The sequence below is a fragment of the Phenylobacterium sp. LjRoot219 genome, assembly GCF_964252995.1.
Lineage (GTDB): Bacteria > Pseudomonadota > Alphaproteobacteria > Caulobacterales > Caulobacteraceae > Phenylobacterium.
This window is the reverse complement of the sequence record NZ_CAXUQI020000001.1, coordinates 3,363,782-3,385,602: the sequence shown is the minus strand read 5'-3', so window position 1 is coordinate 3,385,602 and position 21,821 is coordinate 3,363,782. Positions and strand designations below refer to the sequence as shown.

At 70.4% G+C, this 21,821-nt stretch carries 20 protein-coding genes; 3 read left to right on the top strand and 17 right to left on the bottom strand.

Features of this window, described 5'->3' with window-relative positions; translation table 11 throughout:
• The first annotated feature begins 60 nt into the window (after positions 1-60).
• Complete coding sequence (locus tag ACSQ14_RS16555) at positions 61-1,635, top strand: ATP-binding protein (RefSeq protein ID WP_436014719.1); 1,575 nt, start codon at positions 61-63, stop codon at positions 1,633-1,635.
• A 171-nt stretch (positions 1,636-1,806) separates the two neighbouring features.
• On the opposite strand, the gene mutL is transcribed toward ACSQ14_RS16555, so the two are convergent.
• On the bottom strand, positions 1,807-3,660 hold the full coding sequence (mutL, locus tag ACSQ14_RS16550; protein ID WP_436014717.1) for a DNA mismatch repair endonuclease MutL: 1,854 nt from the start codon (positions 3,658-3,660) through the stop codon (positions 1,807-1,809).
• A gap of 166 nt (positions 3,661-3,826) precedes the next feature.
• On the opposite strand from mutL, the gene ACSQ14_RS16545 reads away from it, so the two are divergent.
• Positions 3,827-4,846, top strand: coding sequence for a TraB/GumN family protein (locus tag ACSQ14_RS16545; protein WP_436014715.1), 1,020 nt, complete (start codon positions 3,827-3,829; stop codon positions 4,844-4,846).
• Positions 4,847-5,088: 242 nt separating this feature from the next.
• On the opposite strand, the gene ACSQ14_RS16540 is transcribed toward ACSQ14_RS16545, so the two are convergent.
• The 16 genes from ACSQ14_RS16540 to ACSQ14_RS16465 all read right to left on the bottom strand — a co-directional run bounded on the left by ACSQ14_RS16540 (position 5,089) and on the right by ACSQ14_RS16465 (position 21,287).
• On the bottom strand, positions 5,089-5,628 hold the full coding sequence (locus ACSQ14_RS16540) for a DUF3035 domain-containing protein (RefSeq protein ID WP_436014713.1): 540 nt from the start codon (positions 5,626-5,628) through the stop codon (positions 5,089-5,091).
• Between the two features lie 83 nt (positions 5,629-5,711).
• On the bottom strand, positions 5,712-6,242 hold the full coding sequence (lspA, locus tag ACSQ14_RS16535) for a signal peptidase II (protein WP_436014711.1): 531 nt from the start codon (positions 6,240-6,242) through the stop codon (positions 5,712-5,714).
• A complete protein-coding gene (gene ileS / locus ACSQ14_RS16530; RefSeq protein WP_436014709.1) occupies positions 6,239-9,184 on the bottom strand; it encodes an isoleucine--tRNA ligase in 2,946 nt (981 codons plus the stop codon). Before ileS ends, lspA begins: the two co-directional genes overlap by 4 nt.
• Positions 9,185-9,540: 356 nt before the next feature.
• Entirely contained in the window at positions 9,541-10,272 is a 732-nt protein-coding gene (locus ACSQ14_RS16525) for an MBL fold metallo-hydrolase (RefSeq protein WP_436014707.1), read from the bottom strand.
• Between the two features lie 111 nt (positions 10,273-10,383).
• Positions 10,384-11,325 carry a bifunctional riboflavin kinase/FAD synthetase gene (locus ACSQ14_RS16520; protein WP_436014705.1) on the bottom strand — a complete coding sequence of 314 codons (942 nt, stop codon included), beginning with the start codon at positions 11,323-11,325 and terminating at the stop codon, positions 10,384-10,386.
• The gene (locus ACSQ14_RS16515; RefSeq protein WP_436014703.1) at positions 11,322-11,744 is read right to left on the bottom strand and encodes a MaoC family dehydratase; all 423 of its coding nucleotides are present in this window, start codon (positions 11,742-11,744) and stop codon (positions 11,322-11,324) included. Before ACSQ14_RS16515 ends, ACSQ14_RS16520 begins: the two co-directional genes overlap by 4 nt.
• 51 nt (positions 11,745-11,795) lie before the next feature.
• On the bottom strand, positions 11,796-12,659 hold the full coding sequence (locus ACSQ14_RS16510; RefSeq protein ID WP_436014701.1) for a TIGR01459 family HAD-type hydrolase: 864 nt from the start codon (positions 12,657-12,659) through the stop codon (positions 11,796-11,798).
• Between the two features lie 179 nt (positions 12,660-12,838).
• Entirely contained in the window at positions 12,839-14,116 is a 1,278-nt protein-coding gene (gene tipF, locus ACSQ14_RS16505; RefSeq protein WP_436015452.1) for a flagella assembly cyclic-di-GMP phosphodiesterase TipF, read from the bottom strand.
• Positions 14,117-14,340: 224 nt separating this feature from the next.
• Entirely contained in the window at positions 14,341-14,760 is a 420-nt protein-coding gene (locus ACSQ14_RS16500; RefSeq protein ID WP_436014699.1) for a VOC family protein, read from the bottom strand.
• A 31-nt stretch (positions 14,761-14,791) separates the two neighbouring features.
• Complete coding sequence (locus ACSQ14_RS16495) at positions 14,792-16,069, bottom strand: RNA polymerase sigma factor (RefSeq protein WP_436014697.1); 1,278 nt, start codon at positions 16,067-16,069, stop codon at positions 14,792-14,794.
• A complete protein-coding gene (locus ACSQ14_RS16490) occupies positions 16,066-16,443 on the bottom strand; it encodes a YciI family protein (RefSeq protein WP_436014695.1) in 378 nt (125 codons plus the stop codon). The genes ACSQ14_RS16495 and ACSQ14_RS16490 overlap by 4 nt, the downstream gene beginning before the upstream one ends.
• Positions 16,444-16,729: 286 nt before the next feature.
• The gene (locus ACSQ14_RS16485) at positions 16,730-17,608 is read right to left on the bottom strand and encodes a 3-hydroxybutyryl-CoA dehydrogenase (protein WP_436014693.1); all 879 of its coding nucleotides are present in this window, start codon (positions 17,606-17,608) and stop codon (positions 16,730-16,732) included.
• Between the two features lie 179 nt (positions 17,609-17,787).
• Entirely contained in the window at positions 17,788-18,537 is a 750-nt protein-coding gene (locus ACSQ14_RS16480; protein WP_436014691.1) for an alpha/beta fold hydrolase, read from the bottom strand.
• A gap of 20 nt (positions 18,538-18,557) precedes the next feature.
• Complete coding sequence (locus tag ACSQ14_RS16475; protein ID WP_436014689.1) at positions 18,558-19,307, bottom strand: alpha/beta fold hydrolase; 750 nt, start codon at positions 19,305-19,307, stop codon at positions 18,558-18,560.
• Between the two features lie 295 nt (positions 19,308-19,602).
• Entirely contained in the window at positions 19,603-20,535 is a 933-nt protein-coding gene (locus ACSQ14_RS16470; protein WP_436014687.1) for an electron transfer flavoprotein subunit alpha/FixB family protein, read from the bottom strand.
• Positions 20,535-21,287 (bottom strand): electron transfer flavoprotein subunit beta/FixA family protein, encoded by a 753-nt coding sequence (locus ACSQ14_RS16465; RefSeq protein ID WP_436014685.1) that lies wholly within the window; start codon positions 21,285-21,287, stop codon positions 20,535-20,537. The genes ACSQ14_RS16470 and ACSQ14_RS16465 overlap by 1 nt, the downstream gene beginning before the upstream one ends.
• 155 nt (positions 21,288-21,442) lie before the next feature.
• Here ACSQ14_RS16465 and ACSQ14_RS16460 point away from each other — a divergent pair, with 155 nt between their 5' ends.
• Positions 21,443-21,694 (top strand): hypothetical protein, encoded by a 252-nt coding sequence (locus ACSQ14_RS16460; RefSeq protein WP_436014683.1) that lies wholly within the window; start codon positions 21,443-21,445, stop codon positions 21,692-21,694.
• The last annotated feature ends 127 nt before the right edge of the window (positions 21,695-21,821 follow it).

The following is a 21,821-nucleotide window of genomic DNA, read 5'->3' as shown; positions in this document are numbered from 1 at the left end:
AGACTAACCGCGCGTTCACCTGACCCGACGCACCTCCTGCGCATCTGTTGGAGTGCGGGGATGACGCTTCTTTTCGATATCGCGCCTTACGCCGAGCCGGTGACCGCCGACGTGGCCGGGCGCGAGATCTACAAGCGGTTCCAGGACGAGCCGGACACCCTGGCCATCGCCGTGGTGGATGCGGCCGGCGGGCCGATCGGCCTGATCGAGCGCAACGACTTCCTGGTGCGCATGGCCGGGCAGTACGGCTACGCCCTGTGGTCCGGGCGGCCGGTGTCGTTCTGGATGCGCACCGATCCGGTCGTCGCCGACGGCGAGATGACCGTCGCGGAGTTCTGCGGCCGCGTGCTGGAGGAGCGCCCGTCGGAGCTGCTGCAGGGCTTCATCGTCACCTGCGGCGGCCGCTACGCCGGGGTCGGCACGGCGCTCGACCTGCTGCAGGCCACGGCCACGGCCACCGCCACCGCCACCTACGCCCGCGAGACCCAGGCCGCGCTGGCCGCCAAGGAGCGGTTCCTGGCGGTGATGAGCCACGAGATCCGCACGCCGCTGAACGGGGTGCTGGGAGTGGCCGAGATCGTCCGCCGCAAGTCGCGCCAGCCGGACCTGGCGCCGTTCGTCGACACCATCCTGGATTCCGGCCGCACCCTGCTGCGGCTGTTGAACGATGCGCTGGACCTGTCGCGCGCCGAGGCCTCGGGTCTGGACCTGAAGGAGGGCCCGCTGGAGGCGGCGACCCTGCTGGAGGACGTCAGCAGCCTGTGGTCGGCGCAGGCCGAGCTGAAGGGGCTGAGCTTCCGCGCCGTCTACGCAGGGCCGCAGGACCTCTGGCTGCTGGCCGACCGCGACCGGCTGCGCCAGGTGCTCAACAACCTAGTCGGCAATGCCCTGAAGTTCACCGAGCGCGGCGGCGTCGAGGTGCGGCTGAGCGCCGTGGTCGAGGGCGACTGCGTGCGGCTGAGCGCCTGCGTCGACGACACCGGCCCGGGCGTGCCGGCGGCGCGGCGCGAGGAGATCTTCGCCCCCTTCAGCCAGACCGAGGTCGGGATGCAGCTCGGCGGCGCCGGCCTCGGCCTCGCCGTCTGCCGGCAGATCGTCGAGCGGATGAACGGCTTGATCCGGGCCGAGGAAAGTCCCGCCGGCGGCGCCCGCTTCGTGTTCGAGGCGCCGCTCTACCATGTGCCGGCGCCCGCCGCGCAGGCGGCCCAGCCGACGCCGGCCGAGGCGCAGGGCGGGGCGCTGCACGTGCTGATCGTCGACGACAACGCCACCAACCGGCTGGTCGCGGCGACCCTGTGCGAGATGTTCGGCTGCAGCAGCGAGGCCGTCGAGGGCGGCCTGGCGGCGGTGCAGGCCGCGGCCAGCGGCCGCTTCGACCTGGTGCTGATGGACATCAAGATGCCGGGCGTCGACGGCATCGAGGCGACCCGGCGGATCCGCTCGGGGGCCGGCGTCTGGAGCCAGCTGCCGATCATCGCCGTCACCGCCAACGCCGACCCGTCCGACGCCGCCTTCTATCGCGCCAGCGGTATGAACGGCGTGGTCGAGAAGCCGCTGAAGCCCGAGCGTCTGCTGGCGGCGATGGGCGCGGTGCTGGAGCTGGCGGACGCCGAGGCCGCGGTCTGCGCGGCGTAGGCGCCGAGATGTCCAGCGCGTCCCACCCTTCCACCGCTCATCCCGGCGAAGGCCGGGACCCAGGTGCAGCCTGAGCGTCAGGCAAGATGTGCGCAGGTGAATAGGCCCGCCGCGTCGGCGCATTGGATCTGGGTCCCGGCCTTCGCCGGGATGGGCGGAGTTTGGTGGCCCCTACCGCCGCCCGAACAGCCGCTCGATGTCGGCCAGCTTCAGCTCCACATAGGTCGGCCGGCCGTGGTTGCACTGGCCGGAGTGCGGCGTGGCCTCCATCTGCCGCAGCAGGGCGTTCATCTCCGGCGCGGTCAGCCGCCGCCCGGAGCGCACCGAGCCATGGCAGGCCATGGTGCCGCAGACCTCCTCCAGCCGCTCCTTCAGCGCCAGCGCCTGGCCGTTCTCGGCGAGGTCGTCGGCGATGTCGCGGACCAGGCCGGCGACGTCGGTCTCGCCGAGCAGCGCCGGGGTCTCGCGCACCAGCACCGCGCCCGGGCCGAACGACTCGACCAGCAGCCCGAGCTGCTCCAGCTCCTCGGCGCGGGCGGCGACCCGCTCGGCGTCGGCTGGGTCGAGCTCGACCACCTCCGGCAGCAGCAGCGCCTGGCGGGCGACCGATCCGCCGGCCATCTCGGTCTTCATCCGCTCGTAGACCAGCCGCTCGTGGGCCGCGTGCTGGTCGACGATCACCATCCCGTCGCGGGTCTGGGCGACGATGTAGGTCTCGTGCACCTGCGCCCGGGCCGCGCCCAGCGGGAAGTCGACCGGGTCGACCACCGGGGCGGCCGACGGCTCGGCCACGCCGTACGGCTCATAGGCCGGCTCGGCCCGGGCGGAGACCTCGGTCAGGCCGGGCAGCGACTGCGCCGCGGCGGCGCGGCCGGCGTCCGCGCTCCAGCCGCCGGCGCTCCAGGCCGAGAACCCGCCACCCGACGGCGGCGGGACGTAGCTGGGCACGTAAGACTGCGGCTTGAAGCCGCCGAGCGCGGCCGCCGCGACGGTGGTCGAGGCGCGGTGGCCGGCGCTGGCCAGGGCGTGGCGCAGGCCGCCGATGATCAGGCCGCGCACCAGCCCGGGATCGCGGAAGCGGACCTCGGCCTTGGCCGGATGCACGTTGACGTCGACATAGGCCGGGTCGAGTTCGACGTAGAGCGCCGCCAGCGGATGGCGGTCGCGGGCCAGGAAGTCCGCATAGGCCGCCCGCAGGGCGCCCTGCAGCAGCCGGTCGCGCACCGGCCGGCCGTTGACGAACAGGTACTGGTGGGCGGCGTTGCCGCGGTTCAGCGTCGGCAGGCCGGCGAAGCCCGACAGCCGCACGCCCTCGCGCTCCTGATCGATCGGCAGGGCGTTGTCGGAGAACTCCCGGCCCATGATCGCCGACAGTCGGGCGAGCCGGCCGTCCGGCCCCTTGGCCTCGGCCGGCAGCCGCAGGGCGCGGCGGCCGTCGAGGTCGAGCGCGAAGCTGACCGCCTCGTGGGCCATCGCCTGGCGCTTGATCTCGTCGGTGATCGCCAACGCCTCGGAGCGCTCGGACTTCATGAACTTCAGCCGCGCTGGGGTGGCGTAGAACAGGTCGCGCACCTCGACCCGGGCGCCGTGCGGCCCGGGGAAGGCCGACGGCGTGACCGCGCCGACCGCGCCGCCCTCGACCTGGATGGCGTAGGCGTCGGCCGCGCCGCGCGCACGGCTGGAGATCGTCAGCCGTGCGACCGAGCCGATCGACGGCAGGGCCTCGCCGCGGAAACCCAGGGTGGCGATACGCAGCAGGTCGTACTCGCCGTCGGCGTCCGGGGCGAGCTTGGAGGTGGCGTGGCGCTCGATGGCCACCGGCAGCTCGTCGGGGCCGAGCCCGCAGCCGTCGTCGGCGATCAGCAGGCGGGTCAGCCCGCCGCCGTCGGCCTGCACCTCGACCTTCGACGCGCCGGCGTCGAGGGCGTTGTCCACCAGTTCCTTGACGGCGCTGGCCGGACGCTCCACCACCTCCCCGGCGGCGATGCGGTTGACGGTCTCGGGCGGAAGACGACGGATCGGCATAGGCAACCCCTGGACCCTGGCCGGAGCAGATCGAATAATCTGCGCCGGACAAGAAGGGTCCATCTTTGAGCTTAGAGTGCGTCGGACGGCGAAGCGGGCGCCCACTTTCGCCTGACGCGCTCTGGCGGACCCGGCACTATAGGACGATTCCGGTATGGTGATGGGCGTGCGAAACCCTCTCGGACCCCTAACGCTCGGCCTGGCCCTGGCGGCCGCGCCGGCGTCCCTCAGCCTCGCGCAGGTGGCGCTGCAGCCGGCGCAGCCGCCGGCCGTGCAACCGGCGCCCGGCCAGCCGCCGCCCGCCGCCAACCTGCCGATCGACCCCGACGCGACCCTGGTTGAGGAACTGGTGGTCGTCGCCCGCGACAAGGGCCCGGCCTGGTGGACCGTCTCCAACGGCGCCAGCACCGTCTATGTGATGGGCGCGCCGTCGCTGGCGCCCAAGCGCACGCCCTGGGACACCACCACCCTCGACCGCAGGCTGCAGGGCGCCAGCGTGGTGATCCTGCCGTTCCAGACGGTGAAGGTGAAACTCGGCGGCGCGCTCGGCGCGGGCATCAACATGATGCGGCTGAAGTCGTCGACGCCGTTCGAGGACACCCTCGATCCGCAGACCCGCGCCCGCTTCATCGCGGCGCGCGAAAAGATCGGCCAGCCCGCCAGCCGCTACAAGACCAAGAACGCCCTGGCCGCCGGCCTGCTGCTGGCCGGCGACTACCGCGACAAGTCCGGCCTGACCAACGCCGACACCGCCAAGGTGGTGAAGGTCTACGCCGAACGCGACAAGGTCCCGGTGACCCAGCGCAGCTATGACGTCGCCCCGCTGCTCGGGGCGGTGCTGCGCACCTCGCAACCCGCCGGCCGCGCCTGCCTGGACGCGGTGCTGGAGCAGATCGAATCCGGACCCGGCATCACCGTCCAGGCGGCCCACGCCTGGGCCGGCGGCGACACCCCGGGCGCGCTGGCGAACGAGCGCACCTACGAGCGCTGCGTCAACATGGTCCCCGGGGCCCAGGCGTTCGACGCCCGCACCAAGTCCGACCAGGTGGCGGCGATCGAGAAGGCGCTGCAGAAGCCGGGCCACGCGATCGCCGTGGTGCACCTGCGCCCGCTGCTGGCCCAGGGCGGCGTGCTCGATCAACTGCGCGCCAAGGGCTACCAGGTGAAGACGCCTGGGGAGGTGTGATCCCGCTACATCCCGCCTACCGCCCCCGCGCAGCGGGGGAGGGTGACCACGCGCCGAAGAGCGCGTGGTGGAGGGGGCAAGCCGCAGGCAGGGCTTGGCCGTTTCTGGGTTCAGGAAGGCAAGTTGAAATGAAAAAGGGGGCTGCGGCTACGCTGTGCGCGCCGCATGCCCCCTCCACCGCCCGCTCTGCGGCGGGCGGTCCCCCTCCCCCGCGTCGCAGGGGAGGTAGGAGATTCAGGTGATTACAGCCCCGGCAGCTTGAAGCGGGTGTCCTGGTTGCGCTGGATGACGACCGGCTTGTCGCCGACCAGGCCGGCGATGCGCTGCTGCTCGGCGGTGGCGTCGACCGGGGCCGGGGTGGTCTGCTCGGCGGCCGGCTTGTCGGCGCGCCAGAACATCACGCGGTCGGCGAAGCTCTTGTCCTTGTGCGCGACGTCGCCGAACTCGTCGTCGACCACGTAGCGGATCAGCGGATCGGCCTTCTCGGCGCCGGCCTTGGCGACCAGCATCTTCTCGCCGTCCGAGCGGACCTGCGCCTCGCGGGCGCCCAGCAGCGCGGTGCGCGCGGCGCTGTCCGGCTGCAGTTCCTGCGGGCGCGGTTGGCCCGGCGCCGGCGGCCGCAGCGCGTAGTCCGGCGGCACCACCAGCGGCGCCTTGGTGACGACGCGGAACTCGTCGGGCGTCACCTTGGTCATGCCCAGAGCCTTGCTCGTCGACTGGCAGCCGGCGAGGCCGGCCGCGGCGATCAGAGCGGAAGCGACGATCACACGGTTGACGCTCATGAACCTCAACAGCTCCAAATGGCCGCCCCCGGCCGAAAATGCGCAGATTAGTTAGCGCAAACCTGACGCGTGCGCCACGCGCATTAGATCGCATCCCGCTGGGGCTTGCGGGCGGCGTCGGTCGCGGACTTCGGCGCGGCTTCCTTCTCCTGCAGCAGCATGTCGAGCAGCAGGATCAGGATGCCGACGGTGATGGCCGCGTCGGCGACGTTGAAGATCCACGGGAACCAGAGCCGCGAGAAGTCGAGGAAGTCGGCGACCGCGCCGAAGCGGATGCGGTCGATGACGTTGCCGATCGCCCCGCCCATCACCAGGCCGAGCGCCACCGCGGTCAGCTTGCGGGTGGTCTTGCGCGCCCACACCGCCAGGAAGATCGCGACGATGATCGAGAAGGCGGCCAGCGCCCAGCGGGTCACGTCGGCGTCGGCCCGCAGCAGGCCGAAGCTGACGCCGCGGTTCCAGACCATGGTCAGGTGGAAGGGGCCCGCGACCGGCACGGTGCCCTTCAACGGCAGGTCGAAGACGTTGAGAATCCAGAACTTGGAGGCCTGGTCGAGCACCACCGCCAGGGCGGCCAGCAGGTAGGCGCTCCAACCGAGCTTGGTCACCTTCATGCGGCCACGTTCCCTTGAGTCGCGTCCCACGTCTCCACCGCTTCGTCGCAGCGCAGGCAGAGCATCTTCGGCGAAGAGACCTCCGGCAGGAAGCGCCAGCAGCGAGCGCACTTACAGGCGTCGGCGCGCAGCGGCTCGACGGCGATCCCGGGAACCTCGGCCAGGCGGAAGGCCTCGGCCGGCCCGTCACCGCGGATCAGTTCGGCGGCGCTGGTGCGGAACACCTCGGCCGCGTCGAGGCCGTCGAACGCCGCCAGCAGCTCGGCTTGCGCGACGTGCACCCGCGGCGCGGCCTCGAGCGCGGCGCCGATGCGCTTCTCGCGCCGCTCGACCTCCAGCGCCCCGGTGACCACCGAGGTGACCTGGACGACCCTGGCCCAGCGCTCGGCCTCGGCCTCGTTGCGCCAGGACTCCGGCGTCTCCGGGATCACCCGCAGGCCGTTGGAGCCGGCGTCCGGGAAGCGGCTGGTCCACGCCTCTTCGGTGGTGAACGGCAGCAGCGGGGCCAGCCAGATGGTCAGCCGCTCGAACGCCAGGTCCATCACCGTGCGCGCGGCGCGGCGGGTCACAGCTTCCGGCGCGTCGCAGTAGAGGCTGTCGCGGCGGATGTCGAAGAACAGCTGCGACAGGTCGGTCTGGCAGAACTCGACCAGGGCGCGGGTCACCTCCTGGAAGGCGTAGCGCTCGTAGGCGGCGCGGATCTCGCGATCCAGCGCCCAGAGCCGGTGCAGCACGTAGCGCTCCAGCGGCGGCATCTCGTCCAGCGGCAGCCGTTCGGCCTCGCTGAAGCCGGCCAGCGCGCCCAGCATGTAGCGGATCGTGTTGCGGATCTTGCGGTAGGCGTCGGTGGTGGTCTGCAGGATGGTCTTGCCGATCCGGGTGTCGTCCCCATAGTCGACCATCCCCGCCCACAGCCGCAGGATCTCGGCGCCGCTGTCCTTGATGACCGACTGCGGATCGACCGTGTTGCCCAGCGACTTCGACATCTTCTCCCCCTTCTCGTCGAGGGTGAAGCCGTGGGTCAGCACGCCCTTGAACGGGGCGCGGCCGCGCGTGCCGGAGCTCTCCAGCAGCGAGGACTGGAACCAGCCGCGGTGCTGGTCGGAGCCTTCCAGATAGAGGTCGGCCGGGGTGGCGGTGGGCTGGCGGCCGTTCGGCCGGCCCTCCAGCACGAAGGCGTGGGTCGAGCCGGAATCGAACCAGACGTCGAGGATGTCCTCGACCTTCTCGTAGCGGCTCGGGTCGTAGCCGCCGAGGAAGTCCTCGGCCGGACGCACGAACCAGGCGTCGGCGCCCTCCTTGGCGATGATGTCGACGATCCGGGCGTTGACCTCCGCGTCGTGCAGGGGCTGGCCGTTGTCCTTCTCGACGAACATCGCCATCGGCGAGCCCCAGGCGCGCTGGCGGCTGATCAGCCAGTCGGGGCGGCCCTCGACCATGGCGCGGATGCGGTTCTTGCCGGCCGCCGGGTAGAAGGCGGTCTCGTCGATCGCCGTCAGCGCCGTCTCGCGCAGGGTGCGGCCATCGTGCACGCCGCCCTCGATCGCGTGGTCCATGCGGATGAACCATTGCGGAGTGTTGCGGAAGATCACCGGCGCCTTGGAGCGCCAGGAGTGCGGGTAGGAGTGCTCCAGCCGGCCGCGCGCCAGCAGGTTGCCGGCCTCGATCAGCTTGTCCATCACCGCCGGGTTCGCCGGGCCGAACTTGCCGGACTTCTTGCCCTCGGTCTCCAGCACCTTCAGGCCGGCGAACAGGCCGACGTGCGGATAGTAGGCGCCGTCGGGATCGACGGTCTCGGGGATCTCGCGATGCCCGTGCGCCAGCCAGACCATGTAGTCGTCGGCGCCGTGGCCGGGCGCGGTGTGCACGAAGCCGGTGCCGGCGTCGTCGGTGACGTGGTCGCCCGCCAGCATCGGCACGCCGAAGCTGTAGTAGCGGTCGAGGTCGGCCAGCGGGTGGGCCAGCTCCATGCCCTCGCAGTCGATGCTCTCGACCTTGAGGTAGCGAGCGACCTTGGCGGCGGCCATCACCTCGGCGACCAGCTTCTCGGCGACGATCAGCTTGTCGCCCGGCTTGGCCCAGGGCTCGAAGGCCAGGTCCTGCTCCATCGCCTCGACTTCGTAGACGGCGTAGGCGATGTCCGGGTTGTAGCTGACCGCCCGGTTGGCCGGGATGGTCCAGGGCGTGGTGGTCCAGATCACCACCGCGGCGCCCTCGGCGGCGTCGGAGCCCTCGACGACCGGGAACTTCACCCAGACCGTCGGGCTGACGTGGTCGTGGTACTCGACTTCGGCGTCGGCCAGGGCGGTGCGCTCGACAGGGCTCCACATCACCGGCTTGGAGCCGCGGTAGAGCTGGTTGGTGCTGAGGAACTTGTGGAACTCGGCGACGATCGCGGCTTCGCTTTCGAAATCCATCGTCGCGTAGCGGTTGGCCCAGTCGCCGGTCACGCCGAGCCGCTGGAACTCGCGCATCTGCTCGCCGATCCAGTGGCCGGCGTAGTCGCGGCACTGCTGGCGGAATTCGGCGACCGGCACGTCGTCCTTGCGCTTGCCCTTGGCGCGGTACTGCTCTTCGATCTTCCACTCGATCGGCAGGCCGTGGCAGTCCCAACCGGGGACGTAGTCGACATCGAAGCCCAGCGCGAAACGCGAGCGGACCACGAAGTCCTTGAGGATCTTGTTCAGCGCGTGGCCGATGTGGATCCCGCCGTTGGCGTAGGGCGGGCCGTCGTGCAGCACGAACAGCGGCGCGCCGGCCTTCTGCCGCTCGGCGCGCACGGCGTTGTAGAAGTCGAGCTCGCGCCAGCGCTCGAGGATCTGCGGCTCCAGCTTCGGCAGGCCGGCGCGCATCGGGAACGGAGTGTCGGGCAGGAAGACCGTGGCGCGGTAGTCGCGCCCGTTGGTGGTCTCGGAAACGGGCTTGTCGGCGTCGTCGGCCATAGGACTTTCCAGCTTGGCTCGGAAATCAGGAGGCGGGGGTTAGACCCGGCGCGCGCTGGGACGGTCACGTCCGGCGGCGTCACGCCGGGCGGATAATTCGCAGCGCTTTCCGACCCGAAGTCATCGGCAAGCGTCTAACAGAGCTGCGGCGCGAACCCAAGCGCTGGCGTGTGGATGCGCCAGATCCTCCCCCTCAGGGGGAGATGACACGAACTATCAACCGCTCGTCCCGGCGAAGGCCGGGATCCAGATACAGCCGCAGCGCGGGCCGATGCTCCACTGCGGATTTGCCGGAGATCCTGGCGCTCCTCATCTGGGTCCCGGCCTTCGCCGGGACGAGCGGAGAAAGGGCAAGCCTAACCCCCCACCAGGCTCGCGCACTCGCGTTCGCAGAACGAGGCCAGGCCTTCCAGCGCCGCGGCGGCGTCGCCGCGCAGCGACGAGCCGTGCATCAGCGCCAGGGTCATCGGCTCCAGCTCGGCCAGGCCGCGCAGGATCACCGGGGTGCCGGGGGCCAGCGACATGGCGCGGAACATCCGCTCGGCTTCCAGCGCCGGGCCGAGGATGTCGGCGTCGGTCAGCGGCGGGCCGTCGCCGACGTGGGTCAGGAGGTCGCCGCTGAACAGGGTCCTGGTGGTCTCGTCGAACATCACCCCGGCCTCCCAGCCGTGCGGCACGTGCGGCGTCGGGATCCAGCGCATCCGTCGGCCGCCGAGGTCGAGCAGCTCGCCGTCGCCGAGCGGCTTCGGCGGCCGATCGGCGAGGTCGTTGAGCGATACGTCGCAAGCCAGCGCGCCGTGCGCCACCTGGGCGTTCGGCGCGGCCGCCAGCCACTGGTTCATCGAGCCGCATTCGTCGGCCTCGACATGGCCGAAGCTGATCCAGCGCAGCTTCTCCAGCGGCATGACCTTGGCCATCGCCTCGGCGACCAGCGGGAACAGCTGCCGCTGGCCGCAATGGAAGAGCATCGGCTCTTCGGCCTCGATCAGGAACTGGTTGAAGGTGAAGCCGGCGGGCGGGGCGACCTGCGGGACCCAGGTCGAGAACCGGTATACGCCCGCGGCGATCTCGCTGATCCGGGTCTCCATGACCGATCCTCTGCTAGAGCGCGTTCCGCGAGAGCAAGCGCCTGCAGGCGGCGTCTGACAAGCGCCCAGGATTAATTCGGGATCAATTCGGGCGCGCCAGCGCGCGCCGCTTCAGGCGCTGAGCAGAATCCGCGCCGCCTCGGCGTCGGCCATGACCTGGGCGGTCATGGTCTCCAGGTCGGGGAACTTCTCTTCCGGGCGCAGGAAGGCGACCAGTTCGGTCTCGATGACCTGGTCGTAGAGGTCCTCGTCGAAGTCGAACAGCCAGACTTCCAGCACTGGCTCGGTGCGCCCGTCGATCGTCGGATTGACGCCGATGCTGGCGACGCCGGGGATCAGGCGGCCGTCCGGCAACCGGGTACGGGTGGCATAGACGCCGAAGCGCGGCGCGACATAGCCGGAAATCGAGACGTTGGCGGTCGGGAAGCCGAGCGTACGGCCGAGCTGGCGGCCGCGGACCACCTCGCCCTCGATGGCGAATGGCCGGCCGAGGATCTCGGCGGCCTCCTGCGGGCGGCCCTCGCGCAGCGCCTCGCGGATCCGGGTGGAGGAGAACTTGGCTCCTTCCTCGCCGGTGACCGGCGGGGCGACCGAGACGGTGAAGCCCAGCTCCTGGCCGTAGGCGCGCATCGCGTCGGGCGTGCCGCTGCGGTCCTTGCCGAAGGTGTTGTCGAAGCCGACCGCGACGTGCCGCGCGCCGAGGCCCTGGGCCAGCACCTTGGTGGCGAACTCGCGGTCGGTCATCCCGGCGAGCTCGGGTTCGAGCGGCAGCACGTAGAGCACGTCGACGCCGAGCGCCTCCAGGGCGCGCGCCTGCTGGTCGCGCTTCTGCAGCTCGAAGGCCTGGTCGCCCTGCCGGAAGTAGGCGCGCGGATGCGGGTCGAAGGTGATGACGCCGAGCGGGCAGCCCAGCTTGCGCGCCGTTTCGGCGGCGAGCCCGATCACCTGCTGGTGGCCGCGGTGCACGCCGTCGAAGCTGCCGACCGCGATCGCCGCGCCGCGATCGGCGTCGGGCAGGTCCTTCCAGCCGCGGACGACGCGCAGCCGTTTCACGCCGGACGCCTCGGGACCATGATCCAAGCCTCTCCGTCGGCGACGGTCTTGCCGGCCACCTCGCAGATGGTCTTCAGGGTGGCGTGGCCGCGGCGGACGTCCAACTCCTTGACGGTGACGCGGGTGGTGACCTCGTCGCCGAGCCGCACCGGGCGGCGGAATTTCAGCGACTGGCTCAGATAGACGGCGCCGGGGCCGGGCAGCTTGGTTCCGATTACCGCCGAGATATAGGCGCCCGAAATCATCCCGTGCGCGACCCGCACGCCGAAGTCGGTGGTCTTGGCGTAGGCCTCGTCGAGGTGCACCGGATTGGTGTCGCCGGAGAGCTCGGCGAAGGCGTCGACCACGGCGGCGCTGACCACGCGCGTCATCTCGGCGCTCTGGCCCTCGCTGAGATCCTCGAAATACAGCCCCTGCACGGCGTCCTGTTCTCCCTGGCGCCCCATCTCAGTACGGGACCTGACCGTCCGTTACCAGACGAGGTCGGTCATCGCCCAGCGCGCGTGCAGCCCTTCCTGCCGCAGCAGGTCGGCCGCCAGCTCCGGCTTCAGCCCGTCCGGGCCGACCACCTCGGCGCCGTGGATGCCGTTGGCGATGAACAGCACGTCGAGGTCCTGGGCGTTGGCCCCGCGGATGTCGGTCGGCAGGCCGTCGCCGACGCAGAGCACGCGGGACTTGTCGAGCGGCCGCCCGAGCAGGCGGGCGGCCTCGGACAGGCACAGGTCGTAGATCGCCGGATAGGGCTTGCCGGCCATCACCACCCGGCCGCCGAGGCTGGAGTAGAGCTGGGCCAGCGCGCCGGCGCAGTAGATCAGGGTGTCGCCGCGCTGCACGACGATGTCCGGATTGGCGCAGATCATCTCCAGGTCGCGGGCGACCGCGCCGACGAAGGCCTCGCGGTAGTCCTCCGGCTCGTCGTTGACGTCGTCGAACGGGCCGGTGCAGGCGATGAAGGCGGCGTGGTCGAGGTCGGCGTTCTGCAGCGCCAGGCCGTCGTAAAGCGGCCAGTCGCGCTCCGGCCCCAGCTTGTAGACCGGCCCCGGCGCGCGCTGCGCCAGCAGCAGGCGGGTGGCGTCGCCCGAGGTCACCACTTGCGACCAGGCGGCGCGCGGCACGCCCAGGCTGTCCAACTGCTCGAGGATCGGGGCCTGCGGCCGCGGCGCGTTGGTGATCAGCACGACCGGCCCGCGCTCGGCGCGGAACCGGGCGAGCGCCTCGCAGGCGTCGCGGAAGCTCTCGCGGCCGTTGTGCACCACGCCCCAGACGTCGCAGAGAAGCACGTCGTAGCGGTCGGCGATCTCGGACAGGCCGGCGGGCAAGGTGGGCAGGGTCATGGCCCGGCGGTAGCCCCGGCGGCCGGCGGGGTCAATGCGCGCAGGTGGATCCAATGATCCGTCATGGCCCGGCTTGTCCGGGCAACCCAGCTCAAAGCGCCGGCCTCAGCTGCTGCGGAACGACATCGGGATGGGTCGCCCGGACAAGCCGGGCGATGACGAAAGGGATGGTGGTCGGCTCAGTACACCCCGCCGGCGCGGCGCAGCCCGGCGCGGCCGTAGCTGGGGGCGGGCGGGGAGCCGGTCTCGGCGAGCACGGCGTCGCGAATGGCGCGCGGCTCGCCGAACAGGTTGCCCTGGCCGAACGGGATGTCGAGCTCGAGGATGTCGACCACCTGCCGCTCGCTCTCGACCTTCTCGGCGACCAGCTGCATGCCGTAGCGGCGGGTCAGCGCCGCGAAGTCCTCGGCGGCGAGGTCGGGCATCGAGCGCAGCACCAGCCGGCCCTCGGCCTCGACCAGCTGCTCGAGCAGCATCTGGGCGCCGACCTTGACGAAGTTGACGTCGGCGCGGGCGAAGTCCTGCAGGTCGAAGTCGAGGTCGGTGACCTTGTCGATCGAGAAGCGGAAGCCGAGGTTGGCGAGGCGGCCCATGTTGCGGCTCTCGACCGGCCCGCGGGAGTCGAACGCCGCCTGGCCGAGCTCGAAGATCAGCGCGTTGGACAGGTCGCGGTTGGCGGCCAGCAGTTCGAGGAACTGCGGGAAGAACTCGTCGTCGCCGAGGCTGGCCATCGAGATGTTGCAGAAGATGCCGACCCGGCGGTCCTGCTTGGCCAGCCGGCGGACGATCTGCACGCAGCGGAACAGCAGCAGGTTGTCGATCGCGGTGACCAGGCCGCCCGGCTCGGCGACGCTCAGGTATTCGGTCGGCATCAGCACCCGGCCGCTCTCGTCGCGCAGGCGGGTGAAGCTCTCGTAGAACACCGTCTTGCGCTGCGGCAGGGCGACGATCGGCTGCAGATAGAGGTCGACGCGGTTCTCGGCCAGCGCCTCGCGCACCGTGTCCATCAGCGTGGCGGACTGGCGGTGGCCGGAGTTGTGGCCCATCCGGCCGGTGTAGGCCGGGGCGGGCTCGGCGGCCTGGGCCGCTTCGGCGCCGCGGGCCTGCAGCCGCTGCACCAGGCGCTCCAGCAGCTCGACCTCGTCGGTCAGCTGCTCGCCGCGGCTGAGGTCCTCCTCGACGGTCTCGGCGACCTGGCTGACGCGCGCGTCCAGCCGTTCGACCTGGTCCAGCAGCAGCTTGTGGGCCTCGCGCAGGGCGTCGACGTCGGAGCGCATCGCGCCGTGTTCCAGCGCGCGCGCAATCAGCCCGTGAAAGGCGAAGCAGAGGCCCAGGCCGCCCACCAGGGCGGCCACGCCGGCGCCCCAGCCGCCGCCGTTGCGCCACAGGGTGAGCGCGACGATCAGCGAGAGGCAAAGATAGGCGCCGCAGAGCAGCGCAAGGGTGAGCCGTCGCATCATCCCGCCATCCGAATCGAACGGAAGTATCCGCCGACGACTCGGGCAGTGTCGAATGGATTAACGCGCGGGTAAGATCTTCCCCACAGGCATGTCATCCCGGTTTTCGCGCCAGCGAAAGACCGGGACCCATGAACACTGAGGCCGCCGCGCATTCTCCGGGCGCGCCGTGTGCATGGATCCCGGACAGCCGCTGCGCGCCTTCCGGGATGACATAGTGGGGTTCAGCTCACCGGCTGGTTCAGCGCCCAGTCGACGCCGTAGGGGTCCTTGAGCTGGCCGTAGAGGTCGCCCCAGAACATCTCCTGCACCGGCATGGTCACTTCGCAGCCGGCGTCGGCGGCGCGCTGGAACTGCTTGTGGATGTCGGTCGCCATCAGCGCCAGGCTAAAGCCCTGCGGCTTGACGGCAGGCTGGCCGTGCTCGGGATAGAAGTCGGCGATCATCAGCGACGCGCCGTTGATGTAGAGGTGCACGTGCATGGTCCGGCCGTTGTCGTCCGGCGGATGCATGGCGGCGATCTCGGCGCCGAACGCCTTTTCGTAGAACTTCGCCGCGGCGACGGCGCCGTCCAGCTGCAGATAGGCGACCAGGCCGCACTTCGGCTGGGCTTTGGGCGCGGCTTGCGCTTCGGAACTCGACATCTTCAGGCCTCCTTCGGGCGGGGTTGACCTCTCAAGGACGCGCGGCGTCGGGCTGCGCCGACATCGCCTGCGCGGAATCCTGCGTCAGCCGGTCGAGATGCTGACGGATGTGGTTGGCCTCGGCGGCGGTGTTAGCCAGGGCGATGGCCTGGTCGAAACAGGTCCGCGCCTCGGCCGTGCGGCCGAGCTGCAGCAGCAGCGCGCCGCGCGCGCCGTGGAAGTGGAAGTAGCCGGCGAGCCGCGCGCCGAGCGGTTCGATCATCTCCAGCGCCTCGGCGGGGCCGGCGACCTTGGAGAGCGCCGAGGCGCGGTTGAGGGTGACCACCGGCGAGGGCTGAAGCAGCTCCAGGGTGGCGTAGAGCCGCTCGATGCCGCGCCAGTCGGTGTCGGCGAAGCGCGCCGCCCGGGCGTGCAGCGCGGCGATCGCCGCCTGCACCTGATAGGCCCCCGGCGCGCGGTGACGCATGGCCTTGTCGATCAGCGCCAGCCCCTCGGCGATCAGCTTGCGATTCCAGAGGCTGCGGTCCTGATCCTCCAGCAGCACGATCTGGCCGTCGGCGTCGAAGCGGGCGGCGACGCGCGCGTGCTGCAGCAGCATCAGCGCGGTCAGCCCCATCACCTCCGGCTCGGTCGGGAACAGCCGCAGCAGCAGCCGGGCCAGGCGGATCGCTTCGTTGCAGAACTGGGCGCGGGCCTCGCCGTCGCCGGCGGAGTAGCCCTCGTTGAACACCAGGTAGAGCATGGCCGCGACCGCCGCGAGCCGCTCGGACCGCTCGACCGCGCCGGGCGTCTCGAACGGCACCTCGGCCTTGGCGATGCGGGCCTTGGCGCGGGTGATGCGCTGCTCCATCGCCGCCTCGCCGACCAGGAAGGCGCGGGCGATCTGCTTCACCGACAGCCCCGCGACGATGCGCAGGGCGAGCGCGATCTGCTGGGTGGCCGGCAGCTCCGGATGGCCGCAGACGAACAGCAACCGCAGCACGTCGTCGCGGTAGTGCGAGCCGTCGAGCCGCTCGGCCAGCGGCGCCTCGACGTCGTCGAGGTCGGACAGCGCGTCCTCGTCCGGCAGGGCCGCGTCGCGCGAGCGGCGGCGCACCCCGTCGAGGCCGGCGTTGCGGCCGACCAGGATCAGCCAGGCGGCCGGGTCGCGCGGCGGGCCGTTCTTCGGCCAGCTCTTCAGCGCCCTGAGGCAGGCTTCCTGGAACGCCTCTTCGGCCTGGTCCAGGTCGCGGAAGTAGCGCAGCAGCGCGCCGACGGCCTGGGGCCGGGCGGCGATCAGCGCCCCGTTGATCCAGGCCAGGTCGGTCATGCGGAGGCCTTCCGCTCGTCGCCGAAGTAGAGCGCCACGGGGCGGATCTCGTAGGTGCCGCCGGGATTGGCCTCGCCGAGGTCGCGGCAGATCGCCAGCGCCGCTTCGAGGTCGGCGACGTCGAGGATGTAGAAGCCGAGCAACTGCTCCTTGGTCTCGGCGAACGGGCCGTCGATCACCAGCGGATCGACCCCGCTCTTGCGCAGGGTGGTGGCGGCGGTGGTCGGCAGCAGCCGCAGCGACGGGCCGAGCTTGTTCTCGGCGATCAGCTTCTCGCGGACGACGTTGATCTTCGCCATGACGGCGTCGTCCTGTTCCTTGGTCCAGGACCAGACGACGTCTTCGTCGTTGTAGCAGAGCAGGGCGTAGAGCATGCGGCGGACCTCGTTTCCATTCGAAGGACGCGGGAGTATGACCCGGGCCGACAGGTCGTCATGGAAAAATTCAGAGACGCGCCTACCGCCCCCGCGGAGCGGGGGAGGGGGACCACGCGCCGAAGAGCGCGTGGTGGAGGGGGCGAGCGGCGCGCACCGCTGCCCCGTTTCGAAAGCTGAGCAAAAGTGAGGTGGCGGCGCCGCGAATGTGGCCTGCCCCCTCCACCGCCCGCTCTGCGGCGGGCGGTCCCCCCCGCCGCTTCGCGGGGGAGGTAAGGGAGTGCGCCTAGCGCGTCGGGACGGGGGCTTCGCCGCGGTAGTCATAGAAGCCGCGGCCGGCCTTGCGGCCGAGCCAGCCGGCCTCGACGTACTTCACCAGCAGCGGGCAGGGACGGTACTTCGAATCCGCAAGGCCTTCGTAGAGCACATTCATGATCGAAAGCACCGTATCGAGGCCGATGAAGTCGCCCAGCTCGAGCGGGCCCATCGGGTGGTTGGCGCCCAGCCGCATGGCGTTGTCGATCGCCTCGACGGTGCCGACGCCCTCGTACAGGGTGTAGATCGCCTCGTTGATCATCGGTACCAGGATGCGGTTGACGATGAAGGCCGGGAAGTCTTCGGCATTGGCGGTGGTCTTGCCGAGCGACTTGGCGAAGTTGACGGCGATCTCGTAGGTGGCCGCGTCCGTGGCGATGCCGCGGATGATCTCGACCAGCTTCATGACCGGCACCGGGTTCATGAAGTGCAGGCCGATGAACTTTTCCGGCCGGTCGGTGGCCGAGGCCAAGCGGGTGATCGAGATCGACGAGGTGTTCGAGGCCAGCAGGGTCTTCGGGCCGAGGTGCGGCGACAGCGCCTTGAAGATGGTTTTCTTGACGCTTTCGTCCTCGGTCGCCGCCTCGATCGCCAGGTCCGACTTGCCGACGTCCTGCAGTTCCTCGGCCGCCTTGATGCGCCCCAGCGCCGCGTCGACGTCTTCCTGGCTGACGAGGCCGCGGGCCACCTGGCGGGCCATGTTGCGCTCGACGGTCTGCAGCCCGGCCTCGATCCGCTCGACGCTCACGTCGTGCAGCAGCACATTGTAGCCGCCCAGCGCGCAGACATGAGCGATGCCGGAGCCCATCTGGCCCGCGCCGATGATGCCGACGGTTTTGATGTCAACCATTTAAGCCAGGTCCCATTGACCGCGACGAGCGTGCGCTCGTGTACTTGTGACGGCTTTCTAACATCCGTTTTACGGTGGTGGCCAAGGCTTTTGCTGCGCCGCAACCAAACGCCGACCGGGAGATGCGCGTCGAGCTTGAGTATTCGCGGTGTCGGCAATCCCCGGCTGTGGTTGGCTGCTCAGGCGGCCGCCTCGTGTCGCAACACTTCGGCCAGCGTATGCGGCCGCGTGGTCATCGCCTGGTGGCCGGCGTCGAGGCGCACGATCCGCTGGCAGTGGTAGCGCTCGGCGAACCGTTCCTGCCAGGCCACCGGCAGGATCCCGTCGCGCAGGCAGACGACATAGCTCGCCGGAACCGCGCCGAGGTGGTCGTAGCTCCAGTCGGTGTGCGCGTAGCTCTGCATCGGCCAGGCGTCGTGGCCGAGCTTGCCGAGGAAGCCGGCGGTCTCGAGCGGGCTCATGTCGTTGCAGAACATCAGCAGGTAGCGCTCTTCCATGCTGTGGGTCTTCGGATCCACCGGCCAGCCGACCTCGTCGGGGTTCTCGCCGTGCAGGCTCTGGCCGACCATGGCGATGACCGTCTGTCCGGGGAGCGGCGAGGAGCAGGAGACGTAGACCAGCCGGCGGAACAGGTCCGGCCGCGCCGCGACCATCTTCGGCAGGATGCAGCCGGCCTGGGAATGGCCGACCAGCACCACGTCGCGCAGGCCCGCGGCCTCGACGTCGGCGACCAGTTCGGCGGCGATGTCGTCGACGCTGACGCTGTCGGTGTTGCGGGCGCGCTTGGCGCCGCAGCCGGGCACGTCGAGCCTGAGCGCCCGGCCGAAGCCGCCGTCGGTCTGCCGGCCCAGCGCCTCGATCGTCTCGTCCCAGACCCAACCGCCCTGGCCGCCGCCGTGCAGGAAGGCGTAGTCGACAGCTTGGCTCATATTTCTCGCTCCTCGCGCTCTCAGAGCGCCGCTTCGATGCGCAGCACTTCGGCGAGCGCATGCGGACGGGTGACCATGGCCTGGTGGCCGGCGTCGATGCGCACCAGCCGCTCGCACTTCAGCCGCGCGGCGAACACCTCCTGCCAGCGGGCGGGGGCGCTGTTGTCCTGCAGGCAGACGACGTAGGTCGACGGCGGCGTCCCCAGGTGATCGTAGCGCCAGTCGCGGGCCGCCTGGGTGCGGGCCGGCCAGCGGTTCTCGGGCAGGCGGCGGCGGAACATCTCGGTCTGCTCGGGCGTGGTGTCGTTCCAGAAGAGCACGCCGAACAGTTCTTCGACGCTGCAGGCCCGGGGGTCGATCGGCCAGCCGATCTCGTCGGGGTTCTCGCCGCGCCGGCTCGCGCCGAAGATCTCCGAGGCGGTTTGTCCGGGCGCGGGCGCGGCGCAGGCGACGTAGACCAGTCGCCGGAACAGGTCCGGGCGCTGGGCGACCATCCGCGGCAGGATGGTTCCGGCCAAGGAATGGCCGACCAGGATCACGTCCTTCAGGCCGGCCGCCACGATGTCGTTGATCAGTTCGGCGGCGATCTCGTCGGGGCCCAGGTCCTCGACGTCGCGGCCGGGCTTCTGGCCGCAGCCGGGCACGTCGAGCGCCAGCGCGCGCCCGAACTGGCCGTCGGTCTGTCGGTAGAGCGCGGCGATCAGATCGTCCCACAGCCAGCCGCCTTCGCCGGCGCCGTGCAGGAAGGCGTAGTCGGCAGCCTGGTTCATGTGCCCTCCCTAGGATTCTCCGGGGAAGCCGCAGAACGCCGAACGCCCCCTCAGTCGGCTTCGCCGACAGCTCCCCCGCTGAAGCGGTGGAGCATCTTGCGCCCAGATCCTCCACCGCGCAGCGGGGGAGGTGGACCGGCGCGATGCGCGCCGAGACGGAGGGGGCGTTCGCTGGCGACCGCCCGATTGTTGCTGATGACATGGAAGCCGATCAGGCTCGGCAGGCCAAAACAAAAAACCCCTGCGCGGCGGACCGCGCAGGGGCTTTTGGCCAGATCAGGCGACTGTGGCTGGATCAGCCGAGCGCAGCCAGGAGCTCCGGCACGGCGGTCTTGTAGTCGGCGACCAGGCCGTAGTCGGCGACCTGGAAGATCGGCGCGTCCGGATCCTTGTTGATCGCGACGATCACCTTGGAGTCCTTCATGCCGGCCAGGTGCTGGATGGCGCCGGAGATGCCGACCGCCACGTACAGCTCGGGAGCGACGACCTTGCCGGTCTGGCCGACCTGGTAGTCGTTCGGCGCGTAGCCGGCGTCGACCGCGGCGCGGCTGGCGCCGACGGCGGCGCCGAGCTTGTCGGCGAGCGGCTCGATGACCCGCTGGAACTCTTCGGCCGAGCCGAGCGCGCGGCCGCCGGAGACGACGATCTTGGCGCCGGTGAGTTCCGGACGCGCCGACTTCACCAGTTCCTGGCCGACGAAGCGGGTCTTGGCCGGAGCGGCCGGAGCCGCAACGGTTTCGACCGCGGCCGAGCCGCCTTCCGCCGCCGCCTTGAAGGCGGTCGGACGGACGGTGATGACCTTCTTGGCTTCGCTCGACTGCACCGTCTCCAGCGCGTTGCCGGCGTAGATCGGCCGCACGAAGGTGTTGGCGTCGACCACTTCGATGATGTCGGAGATCTGCGACACGTCGAGCTTGGCGGCGATGCGCGGCGACAGGTTCTTGCCCTGGGCGGTGGCCGGGGTCAGCACCGCGTCATAGTTGGCCGCGAGCGGCACGACGAGGTCCTGGAACGCCTCGGCCAGGCCCTGGCCCAGCTCGGCGCTCTCGGCCAGCAGCACCTTGCGGACGCCGGCGATCTTGCTGGCGGCCTCGGCGGCAGCCTTGGCGTCCTTGCCGGCGACCAGCACGTCGACGTCGCCGCCGATGGCTTGCGCCGCGGTGACGGTCTTGTGGGTGGAGTCCTTCAGCGACGCGTTGTCGTGATCGGCGATAACGAGAACGGCCATTAGAGGACCCCCGCTTCGGTCTTGAGCTTGCTGACGAGTTCGGCGGCGCTCTCGACCTTGACGCCGCCAGCGCGCTTCGGCGGCTCGCTGACCTTCACCACCTTCAGGCGCGGGGCGGTGTCGGCGCCCAGCGAAGCCAGCTCTTTCACGTCGAGCGGCTTCTTCTTCGCCTTCATGATGTTCGGCAGGGACGCATAGCGCGGCTCGTTGAGGCGCAGGTCGACGGTGATCACCGCCGGCAGGTCGACTTCCAGCGTCTGCAGGCCGCCGTCGACTTCCCGGGTGACCTTGGCCTTGCCGCCGTCGATCTCGACCTTCGAGGCGAAAGTCGCCTGCGGCCAGTCGAGCAGCGCGGACAGCATCTGGCCGACGGCGTTGTTGTCGCCGTCGATCGCCTGCTTGCCGATGAGCACGACTTCCGGCGCTTCCTCGGCGATCACCGCCTTCAGCACCTTGGCGACCGCGAGCGGCTCCAGGTCCTGAGCTTCGGCGTTCACCAGGATGGCGCGGTCGGCGCCCATGGCCAGCGCGGTGCGCAGGGTTTCCTGCGCTTGCGTCGGGCCGACGGAGACGGCGACGATTTCGCTGACGACGCCCTTCTCCTTGAGGCGCACGGCCTCTTCCACGGAGATTTCGTCGAACGGATTCATCGACATCTTCACGTTGGCCAGGTCGACGCCCGACTGGTCGGGCTTCACCCGCGCCTTCACGTTGTAGTCAATAACCCGCTTGACCGGGACCAACACCTTCATGGTCGACAAGGCCTCGTAAATTGCATGGCGGAAATTCGGTCGAAGGGGGCAATAGCGGTTTGGGCGCGCATTGCAAGTCGCGCAGCTTCCCCACGCCGCAATTCCGCCAGGGCGAACGGCTAGCGAAGGGCCGTGCAGACGATTAAGAACGGCCCATGAACCGGACGCTCGAGCGGCTCAAGCTCATCTTCCTCGCCATCTTCGCGGTGCTCACCGTCAGCATGCTGATCTGGCAGTTTGGCTGGATCGCGCCGCAACAGAACTGCGAGCGGGCCCGCAAATGGTGGGACAACTCCCAGCGGGTGTGCGCCCAGCCGATCCTGATCTCCGACATCACCGGCCGGGTGATCGCCGACCCGCAGGCCCGCGCCGAGGCGCTGAAGGCCCTGGGCCGCGAGCCGAAGTAGGCAACGCCAAATTCCGCTCATCCCGGCGAAGGCCGGGACCCAGGTCCAGCTTGAGCGCTCGAAGGTCTGAACTCGGGAACAATCGGCCGGCGCTCCTGCGCGCCACCTGGGTCCCGGCCTTCGCCGG

Coding starts and splice junctions, on each gene's coding strand:
- ACSQ14_RS16490 (WP_436014695.1), bottom strand. CDS start 16,443: ATGCTCTACGCCCTGCTCTGCTACAACGACGAAGACGTCGTCTGGTCC.
- ACSQ14_RS16500 (WP_436014699.1), bottom strand. CDS start 14,760: ATGTCGAGTTCCGAAGCGCAAGCCGCGCCCAAAGCCCAGCCGAAGTGC.
- lspA (WP_436014711.1), bottom strand. CDS start 6,242: ATGAAGGTGACCAAGCTCGGTTGGAGCGCCTACCTGCTGGCCGCCCTG.
- ACSQ14_RS16540 (WP_436014713.1), bottom strand. CDS start 5,628: ATGAGCGTCAACCGTGTGATCGTCGCTTCCGCTCTGATCGCCGCGGCC.
- tipF (WP_436015452.1), bottom strand. CDS start 14,116: ATGCGACGGCTCACCCTTGCGCTGCTCTGCGGCGCCTATCTTTGCCTC.
- ACSQ14_RS16460 (WP_436014683.1), top strand. CDS start 21,443: ATGAACCGGACGCTCGAGCGGCTCAAGCTCATCTTCCTCGCCATCTTC.
- ileS (WP_436014709.1), bottom strand. CDS start 9,184: ATGGCCGACGACGCCGACAAGCCCGTTTCCGAGACCACCAACGGGCGC.
- ACSQ14_RS16495 (WP_436014697.1), bottom strand. CDS start 16,069: ATGACCGACCTGGCCTGGATCAACGGGGCGCTGATCGCCGCCCGGCCC.
- ACSQ14_RS16465 (WP_436014685.1), bottom strand. CDS start 21,287: ATGAAGGTGTTGGTCCCGGTCAAGCGGGTTATTGACTACAACGTGAAG.
- ACSQ14_RS16525 (WP_436014707.1), bottom strand. CDS start 10,272: ATGGAGACCCGGATCAGCGAGATCGCCGCGGGCGTATACCGGTTCTCG.
- ACSQ14_RS16470 (WP_436014687.1), bottom strand. CDS start 20,535: ATGGCCGTTCTCGTTATCGCCGATCACGACAACGCGTCGCTGAAGGAC.
- mutL (WP_436014717.1), bottom strand. CDS start 3,660: ATGCCGATCCGTCGTCTTCCGCCCGAGACCGTCAACCGCATCGCCGCC.
- ACSQ14_RS16485 (WP_436014693.1), bottom strand. CDS start 17,608: ATGGTTGACATCAAAACCGTCGGCATCATCGGCGCGGGCCAGATGGGC.
- ACSQ14_RS16510 (WP_436014701.1), bottom strand. CDS start 12,659: ATGACCCTGCCCACCTTGCCCGCCGGCCTGTCCGAGATCGCCGACCGC.
- ACSQ14_RS16480 (WP_436014691.1), bottom strand. CDS start 18,537: ATGAGCCAAGCTGTCGACTACGCCTTCCTGCACGGCGGCGGCCAGGGC.
- ACSQ14_RS16475 (WP_436014689.1), bottom strand. CDS start 19,307: ATGAACCAGGCTGCCGACTACGCCTTCCTGCACGGCGCCGGCGAAGGC.
- ACSQ14_RS16555 (WP_436014719.1), top strand. CDS start 61: ATGACGCTTCTTTTCGATATCGCGCCTTACGCCGAGCCGGTGACCGCC.